Origin of the sequence: Sphingomonas larreae (genome assembly GCF_051400595.1) — a bacterium.
Classification (GTDB): Bacteria; Pseudomonadota; Alphaproteobacteria; order Sphingomonadales; family Sphingomonadaceae; genus Sphingomonas.
This window is the reverse complement of record NZ_JBLFFI010000006.1, coordinates 34,487-52,583: the sequence shown is the minus strand read 5'-3', so window position 1 is coordinate 52,583 and position 18,097 is coordinate 34,487. Positions and strand designations below refer to the sequence as shown.

Here is an 18,097-nt window from a genome sequence, read left to right as displayed (position 1 = left end):
AACTCGTCTCAGGCTCCACGGTGCGGCTGGCGCGGCGACAGCAGCTCGTGCGGCGCGGTGGAGGCCGGAACGAGCTCAGGAGGACGAAGTGGGCGGCGAAGCACGCGTCGACCCGCGCCACCACCGATGCGCCAGGAACAGCGGCAACGCCGCCAGCCCCACCACCCAATGCGCCAGCGCCACCGCCGCGCGCGCGTCCTCGTCCGCGACATAGTACAGCAGGTAGCCGCTCAGCGAGAGCAGCACTCCCGCGCCGAACAAGGCCCCGCCCGACCGGCGCCGCCGCCGCGCCCGCCAGCCCGGCGCGACATGGACGCCGCCGAGCCACCCGAGCAGCGCCACCGTCGCCATTGCGGCGAGACCGTGGAGGCGCAGCGCCCAAGGCTCCGCCGCGCTCGGCTCGGGACCGAACGCGCCGTTGCGCTGGAAAAAATGATGCAGCAGCCACCACGCCGCGCCGCTCGCCCACACCGCGGCGAGCACCGCCTGGGTCCAGCGGCGCCGGGTGCCGGTCATGCCGCGATCGCCTGCCACGCCGCGCCAGGGCGGTGGAGATACGCGCGCGCGCCGCAGCGCCGGAGCAACCCCGCCGCCCTGTCGCCGCGGGCCAGCACCACCTTGGTCAGCGCGTCCGCCACCGCGCAGCGCGGCGCCGCGACGCTGGCGAACCCCGGTGCGAGCGCCGCGCCGGTGAAAGGATCGCGATGCTGCGGCGCGCCGCGGTCCGCCGCCGCCGCGGCGACGTCGCTGCTGGCGAGCGCGCCATCGCCGAGCAGCAGCGCGGCGGGCGGTGCGGTGTGGCGCGGTGTCAGAGCGACCCACTCCTCCGCGCCGAACAGACGCAGGTCGCCCCCGGCATTCACCGCTCCCGCCGCCGCGCCGCGGCGCTGGAGCACGAGACAGGCGCGATCCACCGCGAAACCCTTGGCGACGCCGCCGAGATCGACGCGCAACGCGCGCGCCACCGTCACCGCACGCGCCGCCACGCGCAGGTCGCGCCACGATGCGGCGCCGCCGGGCACCACCGGGTCGAATGCACCGCAGCTGGCGCGCGCCAGCCCGAGCGCGAGCGCGAGGCAACGCGCGGTCAGCGGGTCCACCGCCACGCGCTCGCCCCCGCCGAGCCGCGCGATGGCGGCGAGGTCGCTGTCGTCGCAATGCGCGCTCATCCGGCGCTCGACCAGCGCAATCGCGGCGAACGCCGCCTCCACCGCGCCCGCCATGTCGCCCTTCCCCTCCGCGCGCACCGCGACGAGCGTGCCGAGCAGCGGCCGCGCGCGCTCAAGGCTGCGCAAAGACGAGGCGATCGGTTGCGAGCAGCCGGCGCACCCCGTCGGTGACGTGGCGCGCCGAGAGCGTGCCGCCCGAGTTGTTGCGGATGTCGCGCCCCAGCGCGAGCGGTGCGCCATCGCGCTTGCCGGTGAATTGCGCGCGCCACGCCGGGTCGCGCACCTGCCCGCCGTAGCTCTCGCGATAGTCGAGGATCTCCAGCGCGCGCACCGCCCCGCCACGATCGAGCGCGAGCGCGAAAGTGATATTCTCGTGCTTTCCCAGCACCTGATCGACGATCAGCCGCGCGCCATCGGGTGCGCGCCAGCTGTGCACCGTGCGCGACGGCACGCTCACCCCGGCGCGGGCGCGGATCGCCGCCACCTGTGCGTCGGTCAGGTCACGATCGTCGCGCACCAGCGCCACGCCGGGGAACAGCGCCGCTTTGGCCTGATCGACCGTCATGTAGGTGGTGGCACAGGCCGGCGCCGCGGCGAGCGGCGCGGCGGCGAGCAGCACGAAATGGCAGCGCATCGGTCCGGGCCTCAGAAGGGGATGCCGTACTTAAGCGTCACCTCGTCGCGCTCGTGGCTGCGCAGGAAGAGGTGGCGGCCGATGTCGCGCCCGTCCTCGTCATAGCCGGGATTGCCCGCGACCTGGTGGAGCCAGCCGAGCGTCGCCCAGCCATGCTGCCCGGCGACATGGAGCGTCGGGCCGACCCAGTAGACCGAATGTTCGTGATGGGTGAAGTTGCCGTATTCGTTGTGGTTGCGCCCCTCCACCCCAAGGAACAGCTTGGGCGCGACGCGCGCGGTGACGCCCAGCTCGTTGTTCCAGTCGAGTTCGCTGTTGGTCTCGTCGCGCCCGGCGAAGCGGATCGATTCGGCCTCGAGCACGAGGTTATACGCGACCACCACGCGGTCCTCGGCAAAGTTCTTCTGGACGATCGCGCGCGTCTCCAGCTCGAACGTGCCCGGCGCGTAGCGCAGTCCGTTATGGAGATCGTGGAAGTCATATTCCGGCTCGAGATAGAGCGCGAGCCCCCAGCCGCCCTTGTTCTTGTACGGGCTGAGCGCGCGGTAGACGAACTCGGCGGAGACGCTCTGCGGTGAGAAGCGATGGCGCGTGAAGCCGGTGTCGCCGTTCGGATCGTCGTCGTCCGGCGCGCCGGTGGCGTGCATCCGGTTCGAATTGACGTAGAGCGAGGCCTGGAGATCGTCGGTGACGCCCACTTCCAGCTCGCTGCGGAAGTCGGTGGCGTCATAGTGGCCGAAGCGACGCCCGACGCGCTCGCGCACCACCTGCTCTACCTCGACATGGCCCTTGGGCGTGAGGTCGGTGGTGTAGAGCCGCGAGAACATACCCTCGCCCGCCTGCGCCGGCGCGGCAGCGAGGCACGCGCCGGCGAGCAGCGCCGCGCCGAGCGCGCGCGCGTGAGAAGTCATGCGGATGGTCCCCCCTTGGTGATTATTGCGATCGGCTCGCATGTACGCGCGGGCCGGGCGCGGTCACAAGCGACGGGTGACCCGGGTTGGGGAGTGGGCGAGGTAGAGGTACAGCGGGGCGGGCGAGCGACGCTCGCTCAACCTCCCTCCGTGTAAGGCCGAGCTGACACGATCGCGGCCGCTGCTCCCCTTACCCCGCCTCGAACGGCAGAATCGTCTCGTAGCGTGCGAGCGCGGGCGCGCCCGCGACGGTGGCGCCGCGGCGCAGCAGGAAGGCGTGGCGGACGATCTCGGCCTGCTGCTCGAGGCCGTAGCGCTCGAGCGGCCAGCCCGGGTGGATGGTGTAATGATAGCGGCACATCGGATGACGCGCCAGCGGCAGGCACACGCCGCGCTGGTGCTGCCAGACGTGGCACAATTCGTGGACGAACAGCCCTTGAAGCCCGAGCGGCGCGGCGGCGAAATCGTCACGCCACAATTCGCCCTTCGGGTGGAAGTGGATCGTGCCGCGCGGCGCCATCACCACGTCGCGCGGCTGGAAGAAGGCCCATTTGCGCCGCGCCAGCCGCACCGGCGCATAGTCGATCGCGTCGCCATAGATCGAACGCGCGAGGGCGATCTCGCCGGGAGTGAGCGGGCGCGTCATGCGCGTGTCAAACAAGCGACGCGGAAGAAGAGATGCGCAACCCACCCCCTTTTCGTGCCCCGGCGAAAGCCGGGGCCCAGTTGGGGAACGTTGGTGACTCGCACTATAGCCTTCCCAGCTGGACCCCGGCCTCCGCCGGGGCACCGCACGAGACGGCGCCGACACCCGTCCTCGCCAAATCCGCCGACCCTCACACCGCTCACTCCGGCGCGGCATCGCCCGCCGCGATCACCCGCGCGTCGGCCCGCACCGCGCTGCCGTCGGCGAAGCGAAGCGTCAGCGGCAGCGTACCGCCTGCCACCACGCTCGCGGGCAAGCCGAACAGCATGACGTGCTGCGCCCCCGGCGCAAAGGCGACGCTGCCGCGCGCGGGCACGCGTACGCTCGGCAGCGAATCCATCGTCGCCATGCCGTTGCCGGTCATGCGGCTGGTGTGGAGCTCGACCCGCGCCGCGCCGGGCGCCTCGATCTGCACCAGCGTCGCATCGGTGGCGCCGCCGTGAAGCAGGAAATAGGCCGCCGCCGGCCGGCCCGGCACCGCCGCGAGCCGGACATAGGCGTCCCCCGCGACCGGCGCCGATGGCTGCGCCGAGCAGGCGGCGAGCGACCCGGCCGCGAGCAACGGTGCGGCGAAGGTCCAGCGGTGTGCGGTCACTCTCGTCTCCTGCCGGAGGGTCGTCGCGAACTCCCTCTCTGTGCTTCTGCGAATGCAGGAGCCCGGGGCTACACGTGCCATGAGGCGTTATCCTGCTTGACCCTGGTTTCCGGCGTTCGCCGGAACACGGTCAGGAAACGCATGGACGTGGCCATCTCGCAAGATCCCTCCGCGGGGAGGTGTAGGTGCCACCGCGGCGCCCGGCAAGACGCGCCGCATGCGCCAGCCTCGCGTGTAGCCGCGGCGACCGCCGCCGCCATTGCCAGCCGCGCCCCCGCCACCTAGGTCCGCGCGATGGCCGCACCCATCCTCTCCTACGAAGACTTCGGGCTGGTGCAGGGCGCCGGCTGGCTGTTCCGCCACCTCGACCTGTTCATCGGCGAGCGCGACCGGCTCGCGCTGATCGGGCGCAACGGCGCTGGCAAGTCCACCCTGCTCAAGCTGATCGCGGGCGCGATCGACAGCGACGAGGGGCGCCGCACAATCGTGCCCGGCACCAATGTGGTGATGCTCGAGCAGGACCCGAACCTCGCCGGCTTCGCCACCCTCGCCGACTATGTCCTCTCCGGCGAACACCCGCCGCAACCCTATGAGGCGGAGGCGATCGCGGGGCAGCTCGGGATCGATCTCACGCGCGAGGCGCCGTCCGCCTCGGGCGGCGAGCGCCGCCGCGCCGCGATCGTGCGCGCGCTCGCGCTCGACCCCGACGTGCTGCTGCTGGACGAGCCGACCAACCACCTCGACGTCGCCGCGATCGAGTGGCTGGAGGACTGGCTCAAGCGCTTCAAGGGCGCCTTCGTCGTCATCAGCCACGACCGTACCTTCCTCACCCGGCTGACGCGCCAGACCTTGTGGCTCGACCGCGGCGAGCTGCGCCGCGCCGAGGTCGGCTTCGGCGGCTTCGAGGCGTGGACCGAGCAGGTCTATGCCGAGGAGGAACGCAACGCCGCGCGGCTCGACGCCAAGCTCAAGATCGAGGAACATTGGCTCCAGCGCGGCGTCACCGGGCGGCGGCGGCGCAACCAGGGCCGGCTCGCCAAGCTCAAGGAGATGCGCGCCGAGCGCGCCGCGATGACCGGGCCGCAAGGCGCCGCCGCGCTGTCGATCGCGAGCGACGACGTGAAGACCAAGGTGGTGATCGACGTCGAGCATGTCTCCAAGAGCTACGGCGAGCGCGCGATCATCCGCGACCTGACGTTGCGCGTCGCGCGCGGCGACCGGATCGGCATCGTCGGGCGCAACGGCGCGGGCAAGACCACGCTGCTGCGGCTCCTCACCGGCGAGATCGAGCCCGATCAGGGCACGATCAAGCGCGCCAAGACGCTCGACGGCATCGTGATCGACCAGCAGCGCAGCCTGATGGCGCCGGAGAAGACCGTGCGCGACGTCGTCGCCGACGGCGGCGAGTGGATCGACGTACTCGGCACGCGCAAGCATCTCCACGGCTATCTCAAGGAGTTCCTGTTCGATCCCTCGCTCGCCGAGGCCAAGGTGGGGACGCTGTCGGGCGGCGAGCGCTCGCGGCTGCTGCTGGCGCGCGAGTTCGCGCGGCGCTCCAACCTGCTGGTGCTCGACGAGCCGACCAACGACCTCGACCTCGAGACGCTCGACCTGCTCCAGGAAGTGATCGCTGATTACGAGGGCACGGTGCTGATCGTCAGCCACGACCGCGACTTCCTCGACCGCACCGTGACGGTGACCCTGGGGCTCGACGGGAGCGGCCATGTCGACGTGGTCGCGGGCGGCTACGAGGATTGGGAGCGGCAGCGGCGCCCGCGTGTCGAGGCGGCGCGCAAGCCTGCGGCGAAGCCGGCCGCCGCGGCACCGGCGTCGCCCCCGCCGGCGCGGACCAAGCTCAGCTACAAGGACCAGCGCGACTATGAGCTGCTGCCCAAGCGGATCGAGGAGATCGACGCTCGAATCGCGCGCGACGAGGCGGCGCTGGCCGATCCCGGCCTTTATGCGCGCGACGCCGCTGCGTTCGACCGGCTGAGCAAGGGCATCGCCGCGCTGCGCGACGAAAAGGAGGCGGCCGAGCTGCGCTGGCTCGAGCTGGCGGAGAAGGTGGAGGGCTGAGGCGGGCGTTGGCGACCGATCGCCACCTCTCAGGGAAACGAGGACTTCCTCTCCTGCAGGCGCGAGTCGGGTGGGATGACCTCTTCGTAACGGGGCGGCTGTCGCAGACCGACCCTTTCCCTCTCAGGAAGGGAGATCGCCTCAAGGCATGATCCACCTGATCCGTACCGCCAGCGTGCTCCGGCGCACGCCCGAGCTTAGGGCCGGCAACGTTACCGTCTGTGGCTCCGGGCGTCCGCATGCGCGGCAGCGCGGTTCAGCTTGGGTGAATCAAGCTGCGGCGCGTGCAAAAAGAGCGTCGCCGCTCAGCACGTTCCCGGCTGCAGCAGGTCGCTCAGCTCGCGCTGGAGCCGCGCCATGGTGAAGGGCTTGCCGATGAAGCGGTCCGCGGCGCGGGTCTCGAGATGGTCATCGCCGACATAGCCCGACATCGCGATCGTCCGTGCGCTCGGCACCAGCGCCAGCACGCGGCGGATCAGCCCGAAGCCGTCGAGCGATCCGGGCATGCGGATGTCGGTCAGCAGCACGTCGAACCGTACCCCGCCGTTGATCATGTCAAAGGCCTCGTCGCCCGAGGCGGCGGTGCGGACATCATAGCCGGTATTCTGGAGCTGCTCGCAGACGGTGCTGCGCACCAACGGCTCATCGTCCACCACCAGGATCACTGGCGCGCGCTGGTCGTCAGACATTCCGTGCAAAGCCCCGTGCGACACCGTTCATCGTATATAATTAACTACTGAACGTGGTCTTGCCGCTGCACGGGCGCGTGTCAAGGAGGGACAGTCGTGCTGCCCCGTTAAACTTGACGTTACGGTAATTTACAATCGCGAGTGTGGCGCGAAGGTCGCAGGGAAGATGGCGGCGCGGAACCCGCAGAAAACCCCTCCCCGGCAGGGGAGGGGTTCGGGATGGGCCGCTCCCCCGGGTGCAGGCCCGCGCGCAAGGCCCCGCTCCCGCCCGCCCCGTCAGGAGAGGGAAAATGTCCTCAGGCCGCCGCGGGCTGCTTCGACTTGATCACCGCGAGCAGGTCGTCGAACGACTTGGAGAAGCTCGCCACGCCCTCCTCGACCAGCTCCTTGGTGACGCCGTCGAGGTCGAGCCCGAGCCGCGCCTGCTCGGCAATCACGTGGCGCGCGTCGTCGACATCCTGCTGGAGCGTCTGCGCCACCGTGCCGCGCTCGCGGAAGGCGTCCATCGTCTTGGGCGGCATGGTGTTGACCGTGTCCGGCCCGATCAGCTGGTCGACGTAGAGCGTGTCGGGGTAATCGGGGTTCTTGGTGCCGGTCGAGGCCCACAGCAGCCGCTGCGGGCGCGCGCCCTTGGCGGCGAGCGTCTGCCAGCGCTCGGAGGCGACGAACTCCTCATACCAGGCATAGGCCAGCTTGGCGTTGGCGATCGCGACCTTGCCCTTGAGCGCCTTGGCCTCCTCGCCGCCGACGCCGGCATCGATCTTGTCGTCGATCTTGCTGTCGATGCGGCTGACGAAGAAGCTGGCGACGCTGGCGATCTTGTCGATCGACAGGCCCTTGCTCACGCGCTCCTCGAGGCCCTCGACATAGGCGTAGGCGACCTGCTTGTAGGCCTCGACGCCGAACAGCAGCGTCACGTTGACGTTGATCCCCTTGGCGATCGTGTCGCGGATCGCGCGGACGCCGTCGTCGGTGCCGGGGATCTTGATCATCAGATTGGGGCGGTCGACCGCCTGCCACAGCCGCTCGGCCTCCTCGGCGGTCTCGGGGCCCTTGAGCGCGAGATAGGGCGAGACCTCGAGGCTGACATAGCCGTCCGCCGCGTCGAGCCGCTGGTAGACCGGCAGCAGCGTGTCGCACGCCGCCTGGATGTCCTTGATCGCCTGCGCCTCGTAGCGCGCCATCGGCTCGGCGCTGGGGTTGGCGCGGTCGAACTCGGCAAAGCCGGCGTCATAGGCGTCGCCTGCGCCCATCGCCTTCTCGAAGATCGTCGGGTTGGAGGTGACGCCGGTCAGGCCGTCCTCGTCGACCAGCTTCTGCAGCCCGCCCTGCTCGAGGAACTTGCGGTCGACGAAATCGAGCCACACCGCGGTGCCCGCCTTGCTGAGGTCCTGTAGCTTGCTCATTCGCCTTCCTCCATCTCGTCGCGCGTCCCGCCGATATAGGAGCGGCGGGGGCGCCAAATAAGCCTGTGCGGGCGGTCGCGGCGCTCGGCTCGTTGCGGACACGGTCCAACCAACCTCGTCATCCCGGCTCAAGGCCGGGATGACGGAAGTGGGCCGCCGCCGTCGCGACAGCCGCCCGCCCCCCGCCCGGATTACCGCCCCATCACCTCCTTGGCGACCTTGACGACATTCTCGACGGTGAAGCCGTACTTGTCCTGCAGCTTCGCCAGCGGGGCCGAGGCGCCGAAGGTCGACATGGTGATCTGCCGCCCCTCGAAGCCGACATAGCGGTCCCAGCCGAGCGAGCCCGCCATCTCGATCGCGACGCGCGCGGTCACCGCCTTGGGCAGCACGCTCTCCTTGTACGCCGCGTCCTGGCGCTCGTAACGGAACCAGCTCGGCATCGAGACGACGCGCGCCTTCACGCCCTCGCCGACGAGCTGCTCATAGGCCGCCACCGCAAGCCCTACTTCCGAGCCGGTCGCGATCAGGATCACCTCGGGCACGCCGCCCTCGGCCGCGTCCGCCAGCACATAGGCGCCCTGCTCCAACCCGTCCGCGCTCGCATATCTGGAGCGGTCGAGCGTCGGCAGCGCCTGGCGCGACAGCACCAGAGCGGTCGGGTGGTCCGCCGACTTCATCACCGCGCGCCACGCCGCGGCGACCTCATTGGCGTCGCCCGGGCGGATCGTGTCGAGCCCCGGGATCGCGCGCATCGTCGCGAGATGCTCGATCGGCTGGTGGGTCGGGCCGTCCTCGCCCACGCCGATCGAATCGTGCGTGAAGACGTAGACCGCGCCGATCTCCATGATCGCCGCCAGCCGCACCGGCGCGCGCATGTAATCGAGGAACACCAGGAAGGTGGAGCCATAGGAGCGCAGGTGCGACAGCGCCATGCCGTTGACCACCGCGCCCATCGCATGCTCGCGCACGCCGAAGTGGAAGTTGGTGCCGGCGTAATTGCCCGGCTCGAACGAGGGCGCGCCCTTGATGTCGGTCTTGGTGGAGGGGGCGAGATCGGCCGAGCCGCCGATCAGCCACGGCACCTTCTTGACGATCGCGTTGAGCACCTTGCCGCCCGCGTCGCGGCTCGCCACGCCCTTGGCGTCGGCGTCGAACACCGGGATCTCGCTGTCCCAGCCGTCGGGCAGCTTGTCCTTGAGCAGCAGGTCGAGCTCGCCCGCCTGCTCGGGAAACTCCGCGCGATAGCGGTCGAACAGCGCCACCCACTCGTCGCGCGCCTTGCTGCCGCGCGACGCCACCGCCTCGCCGAACGCCTCCTTCACGCCCTCCGGCACGTAGAAGTCCTTGTCGACGGGCCAGCCATAGGCCTCCTTGGTCTTGGCAACGTTCTCCGCGCCGAGCGGCTCGCCATGCGCCTTCTCGGTGCCGGCGCGCGGGCTGCCCCAGCCGATCACCGAATGGACGACGATGAAGGTGGGCTTGTCGTCGGTTGCCTTGAACGACTCGATCGCGGCCGACAGCGCGCCGACGTCATTGGCATCGTCGACATGAATCACGTTCCAGCCATAGGCCTGGAAGCGCGCGCCGACGTCCTCGTCGAACGCCAGATCGGTGCCGCCCTCGATCGAGATATGGTTGCTGTCGTAGATCCAGCACAGATTGCTGAGCTTCAGATGCCCGGCGAGGCTCGCCGCCTCGGCCGCGACGCCCTCCATCATGTCGCCGTCGCCGCACAGCGAATAGACGTCATGGTCGAACAAAGCGTAACCCGGGCGGTTGTAACGCGCCGCGAGCCAGCGCTCCGCGATCGCCATGCCGACCGAATTGCCGCAGCCCGCGCCGAGCGGGCCGGTGGTGGTCTCCACGCCGGTGGTGTGGCGATATTCCGGGTGGCCCGGGGTCTTGGAGCTGAGCTGGCGGAACTGCTCGATATCCTCGAGGCTCACCGCGGGCTTGCCGCTCTTCTGGCCGCTGGCGTCGATCTCCTCGACCCCGGCGAGATACAGCAACGAGTAGAGCAGCATCGAGGCGTGGCCGACCGACAGCACGAAGCGGTCGCGGTTGGGCCAGTCGGCATGGCGCGGATCGTAGCGGAGGAACTTGGTCCAGAGCGTCCAGCCCACCGGAGCGAGCGCCATCGGCGTGCCGGGGTGGCCCGAATTGGCCTTCTGGACCGCATCCATCGAGAGCGTGCGGATCGTGTCGATCTGGAGCCGCTCGGGGCTGCCGTCCTCGTGGACGCCCGCGGGCAGGGTGGCGGTGTCGGTCATGCTAGCCCCTTCGTGATACGATAATGCGAAGCCGAGTGCCGGGCGCGTCACCGCGCCGGTCAGTCCACCGTCGAACGCACCGGCACGGGGCGGGTTGCCCCATCCCGGTTGCCCGAGTCAGCGCCTCCTTAACCGTTCGTCGCGGCGCGTTCCAGCCGCGTAACGACGCCACCCGCCGCGACGTACGCCGCATCCACCTCATCGAGGAACAGTCCATGCCCCATCACGCCGGGCGTGGCGTCGAGCGCGCGCGCGAGATCGCGCGGATCGGCGATAGCGGCGAAGCGCGCGTCGAGGATCTGGTTGCCATTGTCCGTGAGGCCGTCGCGCAACGTGGCGGTGGCGCCGAGCGCGACGAGCCGCGCCGCGACGAAGGCGCGCGCGAACGGGATCACCTCGACCGGCAGCTTGGCGGCGCCGATCGCGGCGACCTGCTTGGACCCGTCCGCGATGACCACCATCCGTGTGGACGCGGCGGCGACCACCTTCTCGCGCAGCAGCGCCCCGCCCGCGCCCTTGATGGCGAAGAAGCGCGCGTCGAGCTCGTCGGCGCCGTCGACGGTGAGATCGACGTGGGCGACGTCGGCGAAGTCGTCGACCGGGATGCCCGCGGCGCGCGCGCGCTCTTCGCTGGCGATGCTGGTGGCGACGGCGCGGACGACGAGGCCGTCGCGGACGCGCGCGGCGAGCGCGTCGATGAAATAGGCGACGGTGGAGCCGGTGCCGAGCCCGACGAGCAGGCCGGGGGTGACCTCGGCGACGGCGGCTTCGGCGGCTAGGCGTTTGTCGTTGGGCATGGGATCTCCAGTCACCTCATGGTGACACATTTAACTAGGCGCCGCCGACCGCCACAGAAGCCTCGTCCAGGTCCAACTTATCGGGCGTATACTGGAACGGCCGAGCCGCTGCATAAGCCTTGAACAAGCTGTCTTTGAAACGATAGTGCCTTTCCCGCGTTTTCTCCAATACCGCCCCAAATTTGTCTGACACTAAATGACCAACGTAGACCGATATCGCACTTGCATCCATACCACGAGCACTGGCAATTTTCGGATAAACGACGCTTGTGTTTACCTCCTCCGCCTCTTGCTCCGAAAATGTTTTTAGAACAAACTCTCGCACGTAAGAGTGTCCGATGGCCTTAAGATAAGCAGCCTCCTGCACTTTCGCTGTGCCTTTGTTGGCAATCTCGGCCAGCACGCTTCGGGCCATTACCTCGTCAACCTCGCTCTGGCCTGAAGTCGCAGCACGTATTAAAGAACGCTTACCTAGCAGGTGGACATAGTATGGATGCCCCTTAGCTATTCCGATAATCCAGTCTTTAGCATCTTGAGAAAACTTGATACCTACTTCGGCTAGAACGGGCTCCGCGGTATTAAAAATATCCTTAAGTTCACTATCGCTCATCGGCGGCATCTCAACGCAGCCGTCTGATATCTGCCGAACGATAGATTCGTGGCCGGCGATCAACTCTTGCGGCGTAGTTCCGACGCCAACAAGCGCGAATTTCACTCGTGGATCTGCACCGCGGGCCCTCACTATCGACGGCAGATCCTCCCTGTTCTTAATCCGATCTACCTCGTCAACAATGAACAAAATACCGGACACCACCCCCGTGGAGAGAATCTGAGAAATAGCGTTGCCAAATGTTGCGTAGAGATCTTGCTCTACCGAATCACGCTCCAAGACGTCGGACTTACCCAACTTGCCCGTTACGTTGAGAACTTTCACATTGAGGCCAGCACCCAACTCGCCTGAGGTTGTAGCTTTCTCTATTTTGAACGGAATCCAAGGAGCCAGCGCCTCATCGTCAGTAAGGAGCCGTAAAACGAGGGCTCTCATGTCCGTGATGCTGTCGTCACATTCAATACTGACCACTAGGTAATCAGGGATTATCGATGGTCGTAGCCGAAGCTTATCAATTACGGTCATATCCCCTTGAGCTAAACTACTCAGTTGTCTCGCTAGAGATGTTTTTCCTACCCCCGATTTCCATAGATAACAATCTGAGTTCCATCAGACTGAAGGGCCATCGCGACCGCATCAAGCTGCTCTTGTCTTCCCGCGAAACGAGCCGGATCACCGATGGCTAGAGCCGGGGTGAAGATATTCATTATATCGACGGTCAAGAAGCAATCCTTACGGCACGGGAGCTATACGGAAAGCTAATCATCCGAGCGGCACTTCCGCAAGACGATCGATCAAGAGGACCTCACCCCCGCCCCTTCAACCCACCGAAGAACGCCGTCGCGACCCGCGACACCGCGTCCCCGATCTCCTGCTCGCGCGTGCGCTGGCCACCGCCGCCGGCGCCCGCCGCCGCGTCACCCGCGCCCGCACCCTGCGCCTCCTCCGCGCCGCCCGCCGGCGCCGCGCTCTTCGTGGCCTTCTCCGCCGCCTTGGCCGCGACCGCGCTCGCCGCCATGCCCGCCACCGCGGTCAGCGCGCTTGCGATCGCCTGCTTGCCCGCGGGCGACTGGGCGCGCTCGATCCACGCCTCGCCCTGGCGGCGCAGCTCCTTGGGCAGCTTCATCCCGAACAGCTCCTTGGGCAGCTTGGCCGAGCGGCCTGCGCCGCGCTTGCCCGCGCCCTTCGCCGCACTGTCACTGTTGCCGTCGGCCTGCTTCTTCTTGCCCATGCGCACCTCCTGTGTGCCAGCAAGGTAAGACACGTGCGCGGGTGATCAACCCTCGGTGCGCTCCTCCGCCCGCTGCCGGCGCACGAGTGCGCGATAGGCGGCATCGTCCTGCCAGGCGCCGGCCAGCTCCCATTTGATCACCTGGGTGATGTGGCTCACTATCGGCCGGCCGTCGCGCCCGGTCGCGGGGGTGAAGCGCGCCCGCGCCAGCGCCGCGTCGCAGCCGCTCTTGTCGAGCGTGGGGCTGCCGCTCGCGATCACGGTGCGGCATTCGCTGACGCGCCCGTCGGTGCCGACCGTCCACAGCTGCGCCGAGGTGCCGAGCTCGCCGCGGCGGATCGCGTCACGGTCATAGCCGAGGGCGTCGAGGAAGCGGTGTGGCGGACCGACCGGCGTCGCCGTGGTGGCCACCGCCTCGCGCTCGCCCGGCGCGATGCCCCAGCCGCGCGCGATCTCGTCGTTGCAGCGCGCCAGCGCCGCCAGCGCGCGCGCGGTGCCGACCAGCGTCACTGCCAGCGCGGGCTCGCTCGATGGCGTCAGCGTCAGCACCGCGCGCTCGGGCAATTGCTCGAAGGCGGCCGGGTCGACGAAGGCGCGCAGCAGGCGCAGCTTCTCGCCCTGGCCGGTGAACGCCTCGTAGCGGAACTCGTCGGCGCGCGCGGCCACCGCCACGCGCAGCACGCCGCGGCGCAGGCCGCGGTCGGGCAGGCCGCGCTGGACGCTCAGCTCGACCTTGTCGCTGAACGGCAGCGCGCGCCACGCCACGATCACCGAGGCGCCGGCCTCGCCGAAGGCGCGCGCCATCGCGCAGCCGTTCTCGCCGTAGTTGACGACCCATTTGCCCGAGGGCTCGAGCGGGGTTGGTGCCGGCGCCTGCGCGGGCGCCTGCGCGGGCCGGGGCGGCGCCGCGGCGGCGAGCGCGAGCGCGCTCCCCAGCAGCGCCGCGCCGCCCGCTGCCGTCACCCCGTGCCGCCGTGCGCGCCGGTCCGCTCGCCCGCGCTCACGCTTGCTCCCCCAATCGCCCCGCCCCATCGCTCGCCCCTGCCCCGGCGCGTGCCCCACGCGCCTTGTCGCCCGCAGCCTAGCGTCCCACATCGCGCCGGCAAGCGCCCGGCGCTGGACCTGCCCGAACAAATCTGGAACAAACAACCGCATGGCCCTTACCACCCTCTCCGTCCGCGGCGCGCGCGAGCACAATCTCAAGGACGTGTCGGTCGACATCCCGCGCGACACGCTCACCGTGATCACGGGCCTGTCGGGCTCGGGCAAGTCGAGCCTCGCGTTCGACACGATCTACGCCGAGGGCCAGCGCCGCTACGTCGAGTCGCTGTCGGCCTATGCGCGCCAGTTCCTCGAGCTGATGCAGAAGCCCGACGTCGACCATATCGAGGGCCTCTCCCCCGCGATCTCGATCGAGCAGAAGACGACCAGCCGCAACCCGCGCTCGACCGTCGCCACCGTCACCGAGATCTACGATTACATGCGCCTGCTGTGGGCGCGCGTCGGCGTGCCTTACTCGCCCGTCACCGGGCTGCCGATCGCGGCGCAGACGGTCAGCCAGATGGTCGACCGCGTGATGGCGCTGCCCGAGGGGACGCGGCTGTACCTGCTCGCGCCGGTCGTGCGCGGGCGCAAGGGCGAGTATCGCAAGGAGCTGGCCGAGTGGCAGAAAGCGGGCTTCACCCGCGTCCGCATCGACGGCGAGGTGCATGAGATCGACGAGGCCCCCGCGCTCGACAAGAAGTACAAGCACGACATCGAGGTGGTGGTCGATCGCCTGGTGGTGCGCGAGGACGTCGCCACGCGCCTCGCCGACAGTTTCGAGACCGCGCTCAAGCTCGCCGACGGGCTCGCCTATGTCGACCCGGCCGACCCCGTCGAGCCGCGCACGCCCGAGAGCGTCGTGCTCGGCGACCACGCGCCGCCGGGGCGGATCGTCTTCTCCGAGAAGTTCGCCTGTCCGGTGAGCGGCTTCACCATCGCCGAGATCGAGCCGCGCCTCTTCTCGTTCAACGCGCCGCAGGGCGCCTGCCCGGCGTGCGACGGGCTCGGCGAGAAACTGGTGTTCGACGAGGACCTGATCGTCCCCAACCACGAGCTCAGCATCAAGAAGGGGGCGGTGGTGCCCTGGGCCAAGAGCAACCCGCCCTCGCCTTATTACATGCAGGTGATGGCGAGCCTGGCGCGCGAGTTCGGCTTCTCGCTCGACACGCCCTGGGGCGAGCTCCACCCCGAGGTGGCGGACAAGATCCTCTACGGCACCGAAGGCGTGCCCGTGACCCTCACCTTCATCGACGGCAAGAAGAGCTACGACGTCAAGAAGCCGTTCGAGGGCGTGATCGGCAATCTCAACCGCCGCATGCTCTCCACCGAGAGCGCGTGGATCAAGGAGGAGCTCGCCAAATACCAGTCGTCGCAGGCGTGCGAGACCTGCCACGGCGCGCGGCTCAAGCCCGAGGCGCTCGCGGTCAAGATCGCGAACGAGGACATCAGCCACGCCACGCGGCTGAGCGTGGTCGACGCGCTCGCCTTCTTCACGCAGCTGCCCGAGCATCTCGGCGACCAGCAGCGCGCGATCGCCGAGCGGATCCTCAAGGAGATCATCGAGCGGCTCGGCTTCCTCAACAACGTCGGGCTCGACTATCTGAACCTCGACCGCACCTCGGGCACGCTCTCGGGCGGCGAGAGCCAGCGCATCCGCCTCGCCTCGCAGATCGGCAGCGGGCTGTCGGGGGTGCTGTACGTGCTCGACGAGCCCTCGATCGGGCTGCACCAGCGCGACAACGACATGCTGCTCGCCACGCTGCGCCGGCTGCGCGACCTCGGCAACACCGTGCTGGTGGTCGAGCATGACGAGGACGCGATCCGCACCGCCGATTACGTCATCGACATGGGGCCGGGCGCGGGCGTGCGCGGCGGCCAGGTGGTGGCGCAGGGGACCCTGCCCGAGCTGCTGGCGAGCGAGGGATCGGTCACCGCCGACTATCTCAACGGCGTGCGCGAGGTGCCGGTGCCGGCCAAGCGCCGCAAAGGCTCGGGCAAGAAGCTGACGGTGCACAATGCGCGCGCCAACAACCTCACCGGCGTGACCGCCTCGATCCCGCTCGGCACCTTCACCTGCGTGACCGGCGTGTCGGGCTCGGGCAAGTCGAGCTTCACCATCGACACGCTGTTCGCGGGGGCGGCGCGCCAGCTCAACGGCGCGCGCGTGCTGGCGGGCAAGCACGACAAGATCACCGGGCTGCAGCACCTCGACAAGGTGATCGACATCGACCAGTCGCCGATCGGCCGCACCCCGCGCTCGAACCCGGCGACCTACACGGGCGCCTTCACCCAGATCCGCGACTGGTTCGCCGGGCTCCCTGAGTCCCTCGCGCGCGGCTACAAGCCGGGGCGGTTCAGCTTCAACGTCAAGGGCGGGCGCTGCGAGGCGTGCCAGGGCGACGGCGTGCTCAAGATCGAGATGCACTTCCTCCCCGACGTCTACGTCACCTGCGACGTGTGCCACGGCGCGCGCTACAATCGCGAGACGCTGGAGGTGAAGTTCAAGGGCCACTCGATCGCCGACGTGCTCGACATGACGGTGGAGGACGCCGCGGGCTTCTTCGCCAACGTGCCGCCGATCCGCGACAAGATGGCGATGCTGGTCGAGGTCGGGCTCGGCTACGTCAAGGTCGGCCAGCAGGCGACGACGCTCTCGGGCGGCGAGGCGCAGCGCGTCAAGCTCGCCAAGGAACTGTCGCGCCGCGCGACGGGGAACACGTTGTACATCCTCGACGAGCCGACGACGGGGCTGCACTTCGAGGACGTGCGCAAACTGCTCGAGGTGCTCCACGCGCTGGTGGAGCAGGGCAACACCGTAGTGGTGATCGAGCACAACCTCGACGTGATCAAGACCGCCGACTGGATCATCGACCTGGGGCCGGAGGGCGGCGTCAAGGGCGGCGAGATCGTCGCGGTCGGCACGCCGGAAGAGGTGGTGAAGGAGAAGCGGAGCTATACCGGGCGGTATCTCGCGCCGCTGCTGGGGAAGCGCGCAGCGGGGGTAACGGCGGAGGCTGAGGCGGCGGAGTGAAAGGGATTGGAGCTTCCAAGAGGACGCCTTTCCCTTTAAGTCATATGTCGCCGCCACTCGCGTAAGATCCGTCGGTATTGTAACACGAACTGTTCTTCCTCAGTGCCTGTCAGCGGAAATTTATCGATTGAGTAGGCTTCGCCTCGCAGCACATCGAGTATTCTCATTTCTTCCGGCTTAAGATCAGGAAGCGCTTCGCTCATGAGCCACAAGCCCAACCTAGCTACAACTCCCTCCATCGGCGGCCGTTCGCAAAAGTACGGATAGACATACCGAAAATTTCCCTCTCCTATCTGGAGGGACAGCAGATTTTCTACTTTAACGACTCCTTCGATCTCAGCAAAGCCGACTGAGGACTTAATGGCTCTGGGCAAGGCCGTAATTGGCTCGTTCACCCATCGCCGTTTCTCGTTCCACCACAGGAGAAAACCATTTTGCAGCAGCGGATAGAGCCGTTCACGCGGTTTAGATAGTTTGATTGTTTCAGGGGTTGAATCGCGCAAATCACGTCTCCCAGCAGCATGATCCTTTGCATCCCGCCAAAATGGAACGTGAAAATCGCCGCCCGGCTTTGGCCCTTCATCACGTCGCCTCATTGCCTGAAGGGCGTCGCTGCGGATCGCCGACGCTCTCCGCTTCTCACTCAGAAGAAAGAGCTGGAGCAATTTCCTTAAATGGACCTTGTCTAAAGCCACTAGCCCTCTCCACTTCACACCAGAGCCTGATAGCAGACGAGATCCTTTTAGACTGCAAGCCGCTGCCTGACCTTCCATCCTGATCGGAGAAGAAATATAATCACGTGACCCAGTGGAAGCGAGTCGGATTTCGCCTCCTTGGGAGCTGATACGCCTCGGTTCTGAAAGACCGGCCGGTGTGGGTCATACGCTCGGCTCGCTGCATCCTGAGCGGCGGCACTGCGTCGAGG

The 18,097-nt window shown here is 68.2% G+C and carries 17 protein-coding genes; 2 read left to right on the top strand and 15 right to left on the bottom strand.

The features are described 5' to 3' along the window. Positions 1-75 precede the first annotated feature (75 nt). The 6 genes from ACMGDM_RS17570 to ACMGDM_RS17545 all read right to left on the bottom strand — a co-directional run bounded on the left by ACMGDM_RS17570 (position 76) and on the right by ACMGDM_RS17545 (position 4,015). Complete coding sequence (locus ACMGDM_RS17570) at positions 76-516, bottom strand: hypothetical protein (protein ID WP_436805430.1); 441 nt, start codon at positions 514-516, stop codon at positions 76-78. Beyond that, entirely contained in the window at positions 513-1,295 is a 783-nt protein-coding gene (locus ACMGDM_RS17565; protein ID WP_436805429.1) for an FAD:protein FMN transferase, read from the bottom strand. Before ACMGDM_RS17565 ends, ACMGDM_RS17570 begins: the two co-directional genes overlap by 4 nt. Further along, complete coding sequence (locus tag ACMGDM_RS17560; protein ID WP_436805428.1) at positions 1,282-1,803, bottom strand: FMN-binding protein; 522 nt, start codon at positions 1,801-1,803, stop codon at positions 1,282-1,284. The genes ACMGDM_RS17565 and ACMGDM_RS17560 overlap by 14 nt, the downstream gene beginning before the upstream one ends. Positions 1,804-1,814: 11 nt before the next feature. Further along, a complete protein-coding gene (locus ACMGDM_RS17555; RefSeq protein WP_436805427.1) occupies positions 1,815-2,714 on the bottom strand; it encodes a DUF6662 family protein in 900 nt (299 codons plus the stop codon). Between the two features lie 190 nt (positions 2,715-2,904). Next, the gene (locus ACMGDM_RS17550) at positions 2,905-3,360 is read right to left on the bottom strand and encodes a vgr related protein (RefSeq protein ID WP_436805426.1); all 456 of its coding nucleotides are present in this window, start codon (positions 3,358-3,360) and stop codon (positions 2,905-2,907) included. A gap of 199 nt (positions 3,361-3,559) precedes the next feature. After that, positions 3,560-4,015: a copper chaperone PCu(A)C gene (locus tag ACMGDM_RS17545; RefSeq protein WP_436805425.1), complete on the bottom strand. Its 456-nt coding sequence runs from the start codon at positions 4,013-4,015 to the stop codon at positions 3,560-3,562. 294 nt (positions 4,016-4,309) lie between these two features. Between ACMGDM_RS17545 and ACMGDM_RS17540 the strand changes: the two genes are divergently transcribed. After that, complete coding sequence (locus ACMGDM_RS17540) at positions 4,310-6,091, top strand: ABC-F family ATP-binding cassette domain-containing protein (RefSeq protein WP_436805424.1); 1,782 nt, start codon at positions 4,310-4,312, stop codon at positions 6,089-6,091. A 305-nt stretch (positions 6,092-6,396) separates the two neighbouring features. Here ACMGDM_RS17540 and ACMGDM_RS17535 read toward each other — a convergent pair whose 3' ends face one another. The 8 genes from ACMGDM_RS17535 to ACMGDM_RS17500 form a co-directional block, all read right to left on the bottom strand. Further along, complete coding sequence (locus tag ACMGDM_RS17535; RefSeq protein ID WP_436805423.1) at positions 6,397-6,780, bottom strand: response regulator; 384 nt, start codon at positions 6,778-6,780, stop codon at positions 6,397-6,399. A gap of 296 nt (positions 6,781-7,076) precedes the next feature. Beyond that, complete coding sequence (gene tal / locus ACMGDM_RS17530; protein WP_436805422.1) at positions 7,077-8,186, bottom strand: transaldolase; 1,110 nt, start codon at positions 8,184-8,186, stop codon at positions 7,077-7,079. A 191-nt stretch (positions 8,187-8,377) separates the two neighbouring features. Then, the gene (gene tkt, locus ACMGDM_RS17525; protein WP_436805421.1) at positions 8,378-10,459 is read right to left on the bottom strand and encodes a transketolase; all 2,082 of its coding nucleotides are present in this window, start codon (positions 10,457-10,459) and stop codon (positions 8,378-8,380) included. Between the two features lie 128 nt (positions 10,460-10,587). Then, positions 10,588-11,256, bottom strand: a complete 669-nt coding sequence (rpiA, locus tag ACMGDM_RS17520) for a ribose-5-phosphate isomerase RpiA (RefSeq protein ID WP_436805420.1) — start codon at positions 11,254-11,256, stop codon at positions 10,588-10,590. A gap of 34 nt (positions 11,257-11,290) precedes the next feature. Continuing rightward, entirely contained in the window at positions 11,291-12,391 is a 1,101-nt protein-coding gene (locus ACMGDM_RS17515) for an ATP-binding protein (protein ID WP_436805419.1), read from the bottom strand. A gap of 47 nt (positions 12,392-12,438) precedes the next feature. Further along, entirely contained in the window at positions 12,439-12,573 is a 135-nt protein-coding gene (locus ACMGDM_RS17510) for a hypothetical protein (protein WP_436805418.1), read from the bottom strand. Between the two features lie 98 nt (positions 12,574-12,671). Continuing rightward, positions 12,672-13,097: a hypothetical protein gene (locus tag ACMGDM_RS17505; protein WP_436805417.1), complete on the bottom strand. Its 426-nt coding sequence runs from the start codon at positions 13,095-13,097 to the stop codon at positions 12,672-12,674. A gap of 45 nt (positions 13,098-13,142) precedes the next feature. Then, complete coding sequence (locus ACMGDM_RS17500; RefSeq protein ID WP_436805416.1) at positions 13,143-14,060, bottom strand: energy transducer TonB; 918 nt, start codon at positions 14,058-14,060, stop codon at positions 13,143-13,145. A 190-nt stretch (positions 14,061-14,250) separates the two neighbouring features. Between ACMGDM_RS17500 and uvrA the strand changes: the two genes are divergently transcribed. Further along, positions 14,251-17,172 carry an excinuclease ABC subunit UvrA gene (gene uvrA / locus ACMGDM_RS17495; protein ID WP_436805415.1) on the top strand — a complete coding sequence of 974 codons (2,922 nt, stop codon included), beginning with the start codon at positions 14,251-14,253 and terminating at the stop codon, positions 17,170-17,172. A 35-nt stretch (positions 17,173-17,207) separates the two neighbouring features. On the opposite strand, the gene ACMGDM_RS17490 is transcribed toward uvrA, so the two are convergent. Continuing rightward, entirely contained in the window at positions 17,208-17,867 is a 660-nt protein-coding gene (locus ACMGDM_RS17490; RefSeq protein WP_436805414.1) for a hypothetical protein, read from the bottom strand. Between the last annotated feature and the right edge of the window lie 230 nt (positions 17,868-18,097).